Below are 15,218 nucleotides of genomic sequence, written 5' to 3'. Positions count from 1 at the left end.
CGATTACTTACCGATAAACTCTTGTGCCCAGTATCCGTTGTAGAAACCTACACCGATATGCGTAAAGTTTTTGCTCAAGATATTAGCGCGGTGACCTTCACTATTCATCCAAGCTGTAACAACTTCCTGTGGTGTTTTTTGTCCTTTGGCAATGTTCTCACCTGCATAGCTGTAAGTTACTCCGAATTGTTTCATCATATCAAACGGAGAACCATACGTAGGTGACTGGTGATCAAAATAGTTATTGTTACTCATATCTTTTACTTTAGCAACAGCTACTTTGTCCAGAAGTGCATCTGAAGACAGAGCGTTCAGACCTGCTTTAGCACGCTCAGCGTTCACAAGTTTTACAACTTGAGTAGCAAAGTCGGATTGTGTGCTTTCGCTACCATTATTACTTGTATTGCTACCTGTGTTACCCGTGTTTGAAGGATCTTTAGCCGGTGTAGTTGCCGGTTTTTCTTCTTGAGCTGGTTGTGCTGGCTTAGTTGTAGGCTCAGCAGGTTTTGTTGTTGGTTGAGTTGGTTTTGTTGTCGGCTCAGCAGGTTTCGTCGTTTGATCAGGCTGCGTAGCAGGCTTCTCTACAATTTGCCCCTCGGATACGGTGTATCCATTTTGTTTAAGCCATTTCTCAATATAAGCTTTCAAGCTGTCTGTACTTGTAATTTTGTACGTTGTGATAGTCTTATATGTTGAATCTGCAGCAGACGCGGAAGCAGGAAGCATTACCCCTACGGCCAGTACGGCTGTCAGACTACCCGTTACGACAGTTTTCATCCATTTCTTTTTCAAATTCATTCATCTCCTTAAGATTAGTTATTACAACTTTGTAATTAATACTCTAGCAGTATATCAATTCAACAGGAGATTGTGAACCTATAAAATATGGAAAAGTAACTTTTTTGTCATTTTTTAGCCATAAAAAAAAAAGACATTCGAACTAAAAATGCTAGTCGAATGTCGCTTCACCATTTATTTATCATTCACCACACCAGAATGTGCAGATCAGGATATCATGAGAATTTCCATGCAATAGAAGAAACTTTATTTATACTATAGAAGAACTTTACTGAACCGATAGCCTCTCTTCTGAAAACCAATGTGCTCATAAAAAGAGTACGTTGTTGAAGTCACTTCACGGTTTGCACCCGTGACAAACAGTTGTTTACCACCTTGCTGTCTGCCCCAATCTTCGGCACGAGCCATCAGACGACGGCCAATCCCACCACCACGATGTTCTTGACCTACAATCAGGGAAGTAATCTGTGCGGCAGGTTCTGGATAGGCATGACTTTGCACACATTGCAAGCCAATCACACCAATAATTTGTTCATCCACTTCGGCAACAAGCATGCATGCGTTTGGATTGGTTTCCAAACATTCAATACGTTCTTTCATGACATTGGTTGTTGTCGGATAGCTGACCTCTCGCATCAGTCCCGTTACCGCTTCAGCATCTCGCAGCTCACACTCTCGGATCATCAGTACAGGGGCCTCAACATTATTGGACATGATTTACCTCCACTTTCAGCATATTAGCGGCTTGCACCGCTGTTTTACGAGCTTCTTCCACATCTTGGCCAGCACTTAAGGCTACAGCCATTCGGCGTCCTACTTTGGTCTCAGGTTTGCCAAATACACGAATCTGAGTACGAGGAAGAGCCAGTGCTTCTTCTATCCCGCCTACAGTAAAGTCAGATGTTTCATCATTAGCCTTCAGCGTTGCTGAAGCTCCCGGTGTCAACAGATGTACACCTGTGACCGGAAAACCAAGAATTGCACGTACATGCAGCGCAAACTCGGAACTGTCTTGCGTCACCATTGTAACCATTCCTGTGTCATGTGGACGAGGAGATACCTCGCTGAACACAACACCATCAGGAGTCAGGAATAATTCCACTCCAAACAGTCCATAACCGCCAAGTTCATCCGTGACGGATTTGGCAATATGACAAGCCTGCTCCCATTGTTCAGGAGTCATTGCATGAGGTTGCCAGGATTCGACATAATCCCCATCCTTCTGAATGTGGCCGATCGGAGGACAGAATACGGTGCCTGATACAGACCTAACGGTAAGTAATGTAATCTCACTGTCAAATTGCACAAAGCTCTCCACGATAACACGAACGGATTTGCCACGAGCCCCCGAAAGAGCAATGTTCCAGCAATCCTCCACGTCGCCCGGTGTACGGCATACACTCTGCCCTTTGCCGGAAGAACTCATCAATGGTTTAATGACACAAGGTGTGCCAAGCTCACGTACGGCTTCCTGAAGTTGTTCCAGGTTGTCCGCAAAAAGGTAGTCAGCTGTCGGAAGTTTCAATTGTTCGGCTGCAAGCCGACGGATGCCTTCGCGATCCATCGTTAGACGTGCAGCTCGGGCAGTAGGTACTACACAAAATCCCTCTTCCTCAAGCTCCAGTAAAGCTTCTGTTGCAATAGCTTCAATCTCAGGTACGATGTAATGAGGTTTTTCTTTACGGATCAATTGTTTCAAAGCTTCGGCATCCAGCATGTCGATGCAGTAAGACCGGTGCGCGACCTGCATTGCAGGTGCGTTCTCGTAACGATCAACAGCGATCGTCTCTACTCCCAGTCGTTGGGCCTCAATAACGACCTCTTTTCCCAATTCTCCACTGCCTAGTAGCAGCATTTTTTTGGCTTGAGCCGTAAAAGGAGCACCCCACATGTTCTTTCCAATCCTCCCAAAGAGAAATCTTCTATATCTGTCTCTCTATTTTCGGGGTTTTGGTTAAAGATTGCAAGAGTACTCCCTATTTTTCTTGTGAATTTTACAAGATTTTTTGTGTTTTTTCGATCAAATTTTACAATTACCGCTCACAGATTCGATACTCCTTCCATTCCTCCCAAAATTAAGGAAATGTTAAAAGAGCAGACTTCAATATTCCAACGAATCGAAATACGCAAACAAATCCCAAGTTTAAACACTTGGGATTTGTCGATTTTTTTCTCTGAAGATTTCATTATGGGAAGAAACATAAGCCATCTGGGGTGCGTCTGGCGTCATATATAGTTTCGCACTATTAACTGCCACGATCGCATCATTGAAAGCTCCTGCAATGAGCCTAACTTTGCTATTGTGCGTCGCACAGTCTCCTGCTGCAAAAACACCCGGCAGACTCGTCTGTGCATGGTGACTCATTAGAACCATTCCATCGTCCATTTCTAAGCCACAACTGGCAAGATCACTTAAATTGCTTTTATATCCATGACTAATGACGACTTCATCCACTTCTAACACCACATTGTCCTGACTTTTCATATGTGTAATCTCAACCTGCTGGATTCGCTTGCCATTATTATGAAGTTGCGTGATGCTGTATGGTGTTCTCACATCCGTTATATTGTTCATCTCACTTACATTTCGTTCCATCGCGCGGAACTCATTATTCCGGTGGATTACAACTACACTGCGAGCAAGTTGAGCAAGTTCAATTGCCCAGTCTACAGCACTGTTGCCTCCACCCGAAATGAGTACACGTTTCCCAGCGAAATGTTCTGGATTTTGTACGGTGTAATGAAGGTTCTCTTGCTCATATTCAATCGGCTCCTGAAGCTCCAGCTTCTGAATCTCTGCGATACCGCGGCCTACTGCAACAATGATCGTGCGCGTATAGTGTATCTCCCCTTTAGCGGTATACATACTCAATATTCCGTTATCCAGCTGGGAGAAACTTTCTACCTGGCAATTCAATACAACCGTTGGATTAAACGTATTGGCCTGCTGAACAAGCCACTCGATCAACTTCGAACATTTCATAGGCGGTAAACCGCCTACATCCCAAATTGTTTTTTCCGAATAGGTATGCAGAAATCCACCAAGCTGGTCTTTACCTTCAATGATTTTAACTTTCATATCACGCATCCCTGCATAAAAAGCTGCATACATGCCAGCAGGGCCGCCTCCAATGATGGTTACATCATAGATATCTTCTTCATTCATTTTAAACACACCTTGTTTATTTAGTTATGAATTCGAGATACAAGTAACATTCCCAGTTTGCTTTATTTGTTTTTTGCTTCAAAAGCAGCAACAATATCATCAATGACATATTCATCGGCAAGTGGAGACATTCCCAGATTGAACCATTCCTTGCCACCCACCATGTAGACGTGGTCCTGCTTGACTGCTTTCAGATTTTTCCATAACGATGAAGATAACATATCTTCAAATTTCTTTTTAATTTCCGGATTAGTCTCATCATCCAGCTGAACGATCAGATGATCTGCGTCGTATTCAGGCAATACTTCCAAGGATACGGACATGGCAGTTTGATCTTTCGGGAAATTAGGAAGTGGATTCATTCCCAATCGTTTGTGGACAAAGTTTCCTCGGTCAAGGTTCTCCCCATGAAGTACGATTTCTTTTTCCATCACTCTAATGTAGAGAACAGTCTCCTCACCAATCAGCTTATTCAATTTGGCAGCAGCTACCTTCTCCTTATCCACCAAATCCTGAATCACCTTTTCTGCCTGTTCTTCTTTGTCCAAAATTTTGGCCATGTCCCGCAGTTCATCGCGCCAATCATCACGCTGTGGCAAAAGTACGGTAGGTGCTATCAGAGCAAGCTGATCATAGTCCTTTTTGGACCACCAGTCAGGAGCGATAATTAAATCCGGAGCTGCCTCCATCAGGGCTTCAAAGTTAGGCGTTCTTCCTATTCCCATTTTCATCGTGTTTGCAAATGGCTCTTGCAAGTAAGAAGGAAAATCCTCATGGTAGTTCTGTACAGCAATGGGTACGATGCCAAGTGAATATAAAAATTCTGGATATACAACGGACAATCCAACTATTTTTTGTGGGTTCACCGGAATTTCAACTTCTCCCATTTCCGTGTTCACTTTTTTCATCTGACTAGCCTCTGTTGTTGAAGAATTGGCGGTACCCGCTTCTTGTCCCTCGCTCGAGGATGCTTCTTTGCCTGCTGCCCCACAAGCAGAAATAACGAGCATCAACATCATTGTGCATATTACGGTTAACCATCTAAATCTCATTCTCTATGTACCCCCTATAGGTCATTAATATATGACAATGTCTAATCAATAATAATTATCATTATCATTTGATATAGGAGTAAGTATATTAAAATATGTTCAGGTATGATATTGACTATTCAGACTTTTTGCTATGGACGATCTTGCCATAACTTTAATATTTCATCCAACATAAGCTCATGGGTAAACGCGGTGTAGTCCAGCAGAACGCTCGACAAGAGGATATCCATTCTGCCCTTCTGTACCGCTAACAACGCAAGCCATTCTTCAGACTTCCGCACAGCAGACCATTTCTGCCTCGATGTCTCATCCTCACCCACAATCAGTAATATTCTTTCCACGTTGAGAACAGATAACTCCTTAATGGTCACTGTGCCCCGTTCCCAATAAGTCTCAGCTCCTTCGGGAGCTTCCATTTGCATATCAACGTAAAAAACGGAAGCAATGCTCCTTGGGCCTAACATCTGCAACGCTTCACCATGAACTTTGAGTACAACCAGCCTGTCTTTTCGTATGAAATCTGTAAGCTGATTTTTAATGATCTTTGCCTTCTCTTCATATCTTTGAAGCCATACCTCTGCAATATCCGACCTGTCCAAAAAACTTGCAACATATCTCAAATGTTCTCTCCAATCCCCTTTTTCCCACGGGAGGTCACACACAGGAGCAATGGAATGAAGCTGACTTTGCGAAGCCTCAGACTCCGTCCCCATCGTAATAATATAATCAGGCTTAACTAATTGAAGCTGTTCCAGCCAGGTGGTCTCACTCTCTGCAAGTGGCATAACTTTGTCCGTTTCATATTTACGTCTATAATAGTATGTCCATGGATGACTTGCTGGCGCGGCACATGGAATGATCTGCAAAGCAAGCAGTATACCAATGCTCAAAGAATGAACTGCAGCAATTTTTTGTTTGCTATTACGTATAAACGCTGCTGGTGGAATGCCAGAGATTTGTTTGAATTTACGCCGGAAATACGTCTCATCCTGATAACCCACGTACGATGCCACATCCTTGAGTCGATAACTGTGATCATTTCTCATTAAGATCTGGGCTTGTTTGATTCGATATAGCGTTAAATAGTCCACTGGACTGTAACCATACCTTTTCTTGAATAAACGCATGAAGTGTCGAGGGCTCATTCGTGCCACATTTGCTAATTCCTCAATGGTTAATCTCTTCGAATAATTCTGCTCCATGTAGCCTTTGACATGTTCAATTGGTGAAGCCAGATCCGTCTTTTCGGCACAGGCCACGTCGTAAAACATGGTATACAATAGTTCCTGAAAACGAATCTGACCATAGTACCTTTGCAAACCATCCTTCTTCAATGTGTGATGGTGAATCATCTGACAGATCACGCCAACAGCAACGGGTGAAGATGAGCTGACCTCGCCGTTCACTTCATTACGTAAAAGTTGCTTCATCATTTCAAGGGCTTTTCCACCCTCCTGCTCCAGTGCGTACATGACATCAAAACTCATGTGATACACACCTCGTTCATCCAACGAATGCACATTTGCCTCAACCAGTTGCCCCGGGAAGCCTACATACAGTCCGCCCGCCTTCAATTCGATGAAACTGCCATCTATCTTTAACCACCCTTGTCCACTGGCTACAAATAATAACATGTATGTTTCAATGAAGTGTTTCCTCAGAAGCCACTCCGTCGCAGGGTCACTCGTATAATTCACGTGAAGGAGCCTAAAATTCATATGATCCAGGTGATCCAAATGCTTTGAATTTATTTCGTTGTTGTCCATCTGCATTGATCTCCCTCCAGCCATGAACGATTGTATTGATTTCATTCTTCAAAAATATAACATACCACACTAAGGAATAAAAAAAACGCTCCGGCTATCTTCTAACCTGTCTTCAATGAATAAGATACACTTATTATTGAAAGATCAGGCTAAAGAACGCCAGAGTGTTATAAGTTCATATGTGTTCAGACGCTTCACAGGCGTCCGAAGGTTTCATCACAAAAATCTGTATTGAGCTTCTATTAATCCATTATACACGCCTTGTTTTTGGATCAGCTGCTCATGGTTGCCCTCTTCTTTAATTTCACCATGATCCAGGACGATAATATTATCTGCATTCCGGATGGTTGAGAGACGGTGAGCGACCATAAAGGACGTTCTTCCCTGCAACAGCACCTTTAACGCTTCCTGGATTTTAAGCTCTGTCTCCGTATCAATGCTGGCTGTAGCTTCATCCAGAATCAGTATGCGTGGATCAGCAAGCAGCGCACGGGCAAAGGATAACAATTGTCGCTGTCCCATGGATAATACGTTCCCGCGTTCCTCTACTTCGGTATCATATCCGCCAGGCAGCTTCATGATGAACTCATGTGCATTGACTGCTTTGGCCGCATCCTCCACCTCTTCATTCGTTGCATCCAGTCGTCCAAATCGAATATTGTCACGAATCGTACCCGAGAAGATGAAGGTATCCTGCAAGACAATGCTGATCTGGCTGCGTAAACTCTCTACCGTTACATCCCGCACATCCTGCCCGTCAATGGTGAGACGTCCGCCGGATATATCATAGAAACGACTGATCAGATTGATGATCGTACTTTTACCTGAGCCCGTATGACCAACAAGTGCAATCGATTGTCCCGCAGCCGCCGAGAAGCTGATACCTTTCAGCGCCTGTCTGCCCTTCTCATATTCGAACACCACATTTTCGAATGCGATATCTCCTTTAATAGAAGGAAGTGGCTTGGCACCCGGTTTATCTGCAATACTTGGCTTTTCATCCATGAATTCGAAGATGCGCTCCGATGATGCCATTGCAACCAACAGCTGATTGTACATCTGTCCCAGACGGTTGATCGGGTCCCAGAAGTTACCGACATAGTTGGCAAAAGCAACAAGTAATCCAACGGTTAACTGATCTTGTTGAATCAGATAAGCACCAAACCAGAAAAGGATTAATGTACCGAAACCGCCGGTAATCTCAATCAGTGGTCCGAAGCCCTGGTTCATCGCTGATGCTCTATCCCATGACTTTTTGCTGGACAGGTTCATGTTGTCAAAGTATTTCATGTTCTCTTTTTCCTGGGTATAGGCCTGAGTCACTCGAATCCCTTGAATGGATTCATTCAAGTGAGAGTTAATCCGGGAGTTCTTCATGCGTACATCCTGCCAGGCACGACGGATCAGCACCCGCAGCTTGGTTGAGATGATAAACATGATTGGCACCGTAATGATTACGGCAAGGCCCAGTTTCCAGTTAATCAACAGCAAGATCACAATGATCCCGAGCAGCTGCACGCAGTCGATCATGACGTTAACTGCACCGTTGGTGAATAGATCCTGAAGGGAGTTAATATCATTCGTAACACGTACCAGTACGGAACCTGCCGGCCTTTTGTCAAAAAAGTTAAAGGACAGCTTCTGGATATGCTTGAACAGATCCGAGCGAAGATCATAAATAACGCGCTGTCCGATAATGTTCGTCAGTTTGATCCGGTACGTATTGGCAGCCCACTGAATCAGATACAACACAAATATGGAGCCTGCGATAAGATAAAGCATGGTCATACTTGGCAACCCTGTTGCCGGTGCGATGGCCCGGTCAATCGCCAGACTGATCAGAAACGGTACGGACAATTTCGTAATGGTACCCAAGATCATCATTAGAATAACAAGTGGTAACAGTTGTTTCGCATAAGGTTTCATGTATGCAAATAAACGTCCGAACTCTTTCCAGTTAAACGGTTTTTCAATAATTTCATCATCCTGATACACAAATCGTTCATTCAGTTTCTTCTCAGAGGCCACTTTGGCCTCGCGCCTGTCGGCTATCGTTTCGGCACTCATGAATTCACCTGCTCCCCAGCCTCCCGCTTACCGCGGGCAATATAATCTGCATATTGAATTTTATAAACATCCTGATATGGTCCAGGCACTTCAATGAGTTCGGTATGTTTACCGCGTTGTACCACGCGACCTTCATCCAGTACCAGGATCTCGTCTGCGTGCCGTAGAGATGAAATCCGGTGTGCAATAATAAATGTCGTTCTACCGCGCATAACTTCCTGGAAACCGGATTGAATCTCATGTTCCGTCTCCATATCCACGGCGCTGGTTGCATCATCAAGTACCAGAATTTTCGGATTTTTCAGCAAAGCCCTTGCGATCGCAATCCGCTGTTTCTGTCCACCCGATAATCCCATGCCGCGTTCACCTACTACCGTGTCATATCCGTCCGGGAACTCCATAATAAATTCATGAGCCTTGGCCAGCTTCGCTGCACGGATAATCTCATCCATGGTGACATTCTTAAGTCCGTAAGAAATGTTATTACGAATGCTGGATGAGAACAGGAATGTTTCCTGGAAAACAGAAGCGATCTGACTCCGCAAACTGCGAATGCCTATATCTTTGATGTTTTTGCCATCCAGCTTGATCGTACCCGAGTTCACGTTATATGCACGCATCAGAAGCTGAATGATGGTTGATTTACCAGACCCTGTCCCCCCGAGGAAACCGATTACAGAACCGGGTGCAGCATCAAAATTAATATCGGTTACCGCTGGCATTTTGTTGCCGTAGGCAAAGGTAACGGATTCAAATGTCACATGGCCATTCACCTGGTCTGCCTCCACAATGACCGGATCTTGCGTTTCTTCCACGTCCACTGGCGTATTGAGCAGTTCGAGCACCCGTTCACCTGAAGCTTTGGATTGCGTATAGTTGTTGATATGGAACCCAAGGTTCCACATTGGACCGATTATGTACCAGATCAAACTGAAAAAGGCAACGAGTTCACCGAGTGTCAGCGTCTTCTGTATAACCATTCTTCCACCAATCACCAGCAACAGCACGATACTCACCGAAGCAAGAATCTCCATGATCGGAAAATAACGACTCCACAATGTTGCAGCATGAATCTGATTTGTCTTGTAACGCTCATTACGTGTAGAGAATTTCTCCACTTCATAAGGCTCACGCGCAAAGGATTTTACAGTACGTACTCCAGTGATATTCTCCTGTACCGCTGTTGTAAGTGAACTGAGCGCCAGCCGCATCTCCTGAAACGCAGGGTGAATTTTGGATTCGAATCTCAGCGCAACGAAGGCAAGTAATGGGATGCATATGAGTGTGAACAGCGTAAGCTGCCAACTCATGGTCATCATCATGATTGCGCCGAATACGACCATCAAAACCATGTTGAGAATCTGGGCGAAACCAAATCCGATAAAGTTACGGATGGCTTCCAAATCTCCCGTGAGGCGGGACATCAGATCACCTGTCTTGGCCGTATCATAATAACGGAAGGATAAAAATTGAAGCTTTTCGTAACATGCGTTACGAAGTCTGTACGCCAGGAAGTTACCCAAGCGTCCTCCAAAAAAGCCGTGTAAAAACTGCATTCCCGCTTTCAAAATAACTACACCTAACACAGTCAAGGCAATTATGGGAACGTCTTCAAAAGTTCGCGGAACAATAACGTCATCAATCAGTATCCTCAGCATGTACGGATACACCAACCCAAGTGCGGTCGCTAAGGCGAGGAACAAGATTGATACAAATAAATACGTTCGCTTTTCCCAAAAAAAGGTTTGCAGTTGCCTAAGAACATCCATGTTTCTCCTCCTCTTATGTCGTTCAAAAATACTATGAACATTTATGAAGTTTATCACCGTACCCCATTCGCGGCAAAGCGAATAACAGACCATATTCTGCCTGCTTTCAGCTTATTGACGCATTAACGAAGGTAAATACCCACCTTTCAATCAAATGTTTGAATATTCTCTTTATTTCAGGTTGTTCGTACCAAAAAAAGGCTCCCTATATGCCTTTTCGGCAGGGGCCTTTTTGGGTTGATTTTCGCAACATTTTCAATGTGTTGCTGTATCATTCATTTTGTTTTACAAAGACTTCCAGAGAATACGCGTTATGCCGCAATTTTAACTACGTTCAATCTGTTCCAGTTGGTTAGACAAGTTGGTCCATTGCTCCGCCGGAATTCCGCTCTCCAGTGTATCTTGAATTCCACTCACCGCCTCGTCCAGACGTTCTTCCAACTGACGGGATTGGTGTTGCAATGATTGACAGAGCTGGTTGTCATAAAACTGAATCAGTTTGTCTTGCGCAGCAGGAAGAACTTCAATGATCATCTGTTTGAGGACAGGATCAAGTGCCTCCTGTAACCGCTGACGTCCATCCCCTTCGAAGAACTGTTTCGGATTGCGGAAATAATTCAAATAGCTTTTCCATCCAGACGGTTCTTCCAGACGAACTTCTTCAAGCACAGGTGTACTCCAGCGTTCGTTCAGTGGCAGTGACACATCCACGCCTCCAGATAACTGTCTCACCTCGTCTATACAATCCGTAATTTGCTTCATCAGCCAGGTCTGACCTGCCTGTTCAAGTCTGAGGGTGGTAGCAAGCAGTTCCTGCTCCAGTTCAATCGCAATCATGCGTAACAGTTCACGTCCACAGGCTGCAAAAGCCGTATTCAAATTGCCCCGATCCTCCCGAAGTACGGAAGGATGGAATGCTTCTGCCATGAATAGGCCCAGACGATAGGCAAGTCGCTGCCGCACATGGAACAGCAATTCTGCTGTTTCCTGTGACAGTTCTTCCTTCATGGATCTTGCTGCAAGTTGCTGTATGCGCTGGCGTGACTGTCCCTGGATCGTCTCCAGTTCATCCCGTCGTTGCTGCAATACTTCTTCGCCCTGAGCCGCATCCTCTGCACGCTTCTTCAGCCGCTGAATGACACGTGCCATCTCTTCGGAAGCGCCACCTACGGCAAGATCGGCTAATTCTCTGCCTGCAAATTGATTGAACTCTTCCTCAAAACGGATAAAACCGGATTGCTCCAGCAGCTTCGAATCACCTGCCATCTTGCCTTCCATCGCCAGTATGCTGGATACCGGGAAGAGTCGTGGTGCCCGAATTCCATTACTGCGCAGTTGGGTACTCACATGATCGAGAACCTGCTCCAGTTCTTCCTCAGAGGAAGACAAGTCACTGGCATTCACAACAAAGAACATCTGATCCATGGCAGAACTATCCTTAACACGTCCCAACTGATTCAGGAACTGGCGATCTCCTTGGGAGAAAGCATGGTTGTAATACGTTACAAAAATGAGTGCATCCGCATTCTTCATATAATTGAAGGTTACACCCGTATGACGAGCATTCACGGAGTCTGCTCCTGGTGTGTCCACCAATACAATGCCTTGTTCAGTCACATCGCAACTGTAGTACAGATCAATACTGTCTACAAAACAGGACTTTTTCTCGTTTGCAACAAAGTTACGATACCCGTCCAGATCCACCAGCACATCCTGACCTAACTGGTCCGCTGTTTCTTCCCAACCGGCTGCCGCAGCCTGCAAAAAGCTGTAATGCGGGCGCCCCGCCGGATGTACATCCTGTGGTGAGAGGGAACGTACTCGCTTCTGCCACTCCGCTCCAGGCTCACCCAGTCCGAGCAGACGGAAGGAATAGCCGAGGTCTTCCTGGAAGGCGTCCCGGGTCTTCATGCGGACCCGGGCTGTTCCATGCTCCGCGCCCCCGGCAGGAGCCATGATCCGGTTAATCGCCGCAGTTGTTGGATGCGGCGAGACGGGTAGTACGGCTTCGCCCAGCAACGCGTTGGCGAAGGAGGATTTGCCGGCGCTGAATGCTCCGAACAGCGCCAATGTGAACGTGCCGCCCGCAAGCGAAGCCGCGCGTGCACGCAGATCCCGTACCGCCGACCCCATGGCGGGGTACGGCTCCACCAGCGCAGCAGCGGCTTCGAGCCGTGCCGCTGCTGCGTCCAGGCGTCGGCGGCGTTCAGCGCCTGCCGCCGACGATGGCCCAGGCACCGCCGCTGCGGCTGCGCGCTGCGCTGGCGGTGCCTTTGGCGTCTGTGGCTGCGCAGCCACAGACGTTGACGTGCCCGCATGCGAACCGGGAGCTTCACCCGGTTCAGGCACCGCGGGCACGTGCGGGCCCTTCACCTCCGGCAATAGCCCGGAGGGGAGGGGGCCCGCATCGGGCAGCAGGCTGCGCAGCCCTGCTGCCTCTGCGGCGGCGCTGCGCTGGAGCGCCGTGTAGCGCGCCGCCGCCGCGGATTGCGCCAGCAGCGCTGCGCGGCTGGCGTCCAGCGCCTGAAGCGCGGCTTCGCCTCGCGCGCCCAGCGCTTCCAGCATGCGGTCGGCCAGCATCATGGCCGACTTGCGATAGCGGGCCTCAATCTCGCCCCGCACATCTTTACTGAACTGAATCACATACTCTGGAGATACCTCTGCACTCGCACTACGTTTCATCTCCAATAGTGCTTCATCTACAGCAGGCAGCTCCGTATTAAGCGCTTGCTCCCACTCCGCTCCCCATAGCTGATGGGATTCACCCAGCTGTCTAAGCATCGTACGAATATGTACCTCCACTTGTCCGGAAGCCTGATCCTGTAACAGTCTTACCAGCTCAGAAACACGGCGTTGTTTCTCCTGCTCGGTTTTACCACCTGAGAATAACAAACCTACCCTGAAACCCGGTTTGCGGCTCTCCAAATAGGCAGCAGCCGACGCACGAATATCCGCAGGAGTAAGATTTGCGTTCGCCAGAAGAGGTTCAAGCTCTGCCCGGAATTTCTCACGCACTCGCGAAGGCCCGGTACGAATGTCTGCTGCTTGTTGATCGAGAAGCTCCAGCTCCCGTTCCAAACGCTCGATTCCTTCCTTGCCACCAATCTCATCCAGCAGAGAATTTTCTTCGTCTTCACGTTTCTCCGCTTCTCGTGTCAGATGTTGCTCCGTTACATGACTGGCCGAACTTGCCAAACTGTGCGTAATTAACGCTTCCTTCTCTTGCATCATATGTCCAATGAGTTCCGGAAGCACGTCCCATTGGTTGTAGCGATGCTCCTTGTCGCGAAGGGAAGTAAACAACAGTCCGTCATATCTGACTTCCCAGGCTGCAAATATAGCTTCGACACCTTCGGTATATTGGTCAAAAGAAAGCTCACGTTCCCGATGCTTGTCGATCTGGTTCACGATCAAAAACAATGGTTTGCCCCAATCCGACAGACTCTTGGCAAATGAAAGATTCGTCTCGGACTGAACATGATTGTAGTCCATGACATAGAAGACCACATCCGCCAGATGGAGCGCGGAATGGGTCGCGAGACTATGTCCGCGATCTGTTGAATCCACACCTGGTGTATCCAGCAGGACAGCATCATCTTTCAGCAGCGGAATATCATCCCATACCTCAATTGAGCTGTACGCTCCGCCATTTTTGCAATACGCCTCCAATTCCTCTGGAGAAACTTCAAGTGTTCCTGCTCCATTGTCAGCGCTTACGTTTGGAGTAGTATAAATAAGCGCTCTTGGCTTACCATTACGTATGGATACCACATTTGCACTTGTTGGAACGGGACTTGAAGGCAGCACCCGCTTACCGCATAAACTGTTGATGAGACTCGATTTGCCTGCAGAGAAATGACCACAGAACGCAATCGTCAGATGTTTCATTTCCGCCTTGCTGATTAAATCCGTTATAGCCTGTACAGCCGTATGGTCCCCTGTCTGCTCCATCGCTTCACGCAGCGGAAGCAGAGGTTTGGCCATTTCTTTTGGGTAATCTGTTCTGGACATGACTGGCCTTCCCCCTGGCTCCTCTAATTTGACATCCGTTTCGACGTCTATCTCTTTTACAACATTTATTTTAACATTATCAAGTTTGAATTTGAACGGTTGGAATTGAATATACATAAATGAAATGAACGTATAAGTTCCACAATCTAAAAAAAATAAAACCGAACAAGTCGGTTTTATCTGTAATACGTTTTATACTCGGTATTTAGCAAATGCTTACGCCAAGTGTCTGTTGCATGAATGCGATGCGATCACCTTAACCACAACGATCATCATGACATTAATACAACAGAACCAATGGTGTAATCACTTCTTATGAAACTGCGTTCTCCATGGAAGGCAGCAAGATTTCAAATACTTGTCCATGTTGCAGAATTGTAATGTCTCTGCCTTTGTCTCTCATAACAACTACTTCTGGTTTAACGGACATACGCTCCAGATAATGTTCAGGCACGTCGCCAGAGTGGCTTACTGTGATGCCTTCTACTTCTTTTTCTTCATTTTCAGCCATTTCCTGTTCAACGATTTGTTCAAAGATATCGGAGAAGGCCTCAAAATTGTCAGTATACACGGAAATGCATTTCATGAT

The 15,218-nt window shown here is 46.3% G+C and carries 10 protein-coding genes; all 10 read right to left on the bottom strand.

The annotated features are described in order from the left end of the window. Positions 1-3 precede the first annotated feature (3 nt). On the bottom strand, positions 4-792 hold the full coding sequence (locus tag MKX68_RS22935; protein ID WP_340914151.1) for a CAP domain-containing protein: 789 nt from the start codon (positions 790-792) through the stop codon (positions 4-6). Between the two features lie 261 nt (positions 793-1,053). Then, the gene (locus MKX68_RS22930) at positions 1,054-1,512 is read right to left on the bottom strand and encodes a GNAT family N-acetyltransferase (protein WP_017687788.1); all 459 of its coding nucleotides are present in this window, start codon (positions 1,510-1,512) and stop codon (positions 1,054-1,056) included. Continuing rightward, entirely contained in the window at positions 1,502-2,689 is a 1,188-nt protein-coding gene (gene purT, locus MKX68_RS22925) for a formate-dependent phosphoribosylglycinamide formyltransferase (RefSeq protein ID WP_062835127.1), read from the bottom strand. Before purT ends, MKX68_RS22930 begins: the two co-directional genes overlap by 11 nt. Positions 2,690-2,941: 252 nt before the next feature. Beyond that, the gene (locus MKX68_RS22920; protein ID WP_340914150.1) at positions 2,942-3,964 is read right to left on the bottom strand and encodes an NAD(P)/FAD-dependent oxidoreductase; all 1,023 of its coding nucleotides are present in this window, start codon (positions 3,962-3,964) and stop codon (positions 2,942-2,944) included. 62 nt (positions 3,965-4,026) lie between these two features. Further along, entirely contained in the window at positions 4,027-5,016 is a 990-nt protein-coding gene (locus MKX68_RS22915; protein WP_338587519.1) for an ABC transporter substrate-binding protein, read from the bottom strand. Positions 5,017-5,147: 131 nt separating this feature from the next. Then, on the bottom strand, positions 5,148-6,788 hold the full coding sequence (locus MKX68_RS22910) for an AraC family transcriptional regulator (RefSeq protein ID WP_340914149.1): 1,641 nt from the start codon (positions 6,786-6,788) through the stop codon (positions 5,148-5,150). A gap of 210 nt (positions 6,789-6,998) precedes the next feature. Then, a complete protein-coding gene (locus MKX68_RS22905; RefSeq protein WP_221820399.1) occupies positions 6,999-8,849 on the bottom strand; it encodes an ABC transporter ATP-binding protein in 1,851 nt (616 codons plus the stop codon). Then, positions 8,846-10,618, bottom strand: coding sequence for an ABC transporter ATP-binding protein (locus MKX68_RS22900; protein ID WP_340914148.1), 1,773 nt, complete (start codon positions 10,616-10,618; stop codon positions 8,846-8,848). The genes MKX68_RS22905 and MKX68_RS22900 overlap by 4 nt, the downstream gene beginning before the upstream one ends. A gap of 324 nt (positions 10,619-10,942) precedes the next feature. Then, entirely contained in the window at positions 10,943-14,629 is a 3,687-nt protein-coding gene (locus MKX68_RS22895) for a dynamin family protein (protein WP_340914147.1), read from the bottom strand. A 313-nt stretch (positions 14,630-14,942) separates the two neighbouring features. Then, positions 14,943-15,215, bottom strand: a complete 273-nt coding sequence (locus MKX68_RS22890; protein ID WP_017687779.1) for a hypothetical protein — start codon at positions 15,213-15,215, stop codon at positions 14,943-14,945. Positions 15,216-15,218: the final 3 nt, after the last annotated feature.

The sequence above is a fragment of the Paenibacillus sp. FSL M8-0212 genome, from assembly GCF_038004645.1.
In the GTDB taxonomy this organism is placed as follows: Bacteria; Bacillota; Bacilli; order Paenibacillales; family Paenibacillaceae; genus Paenibacillus.
Note: the sequence above shows the minus strand (reverse complement) of the source record. Positions and strands in the feature narration are given on the sequence as shown.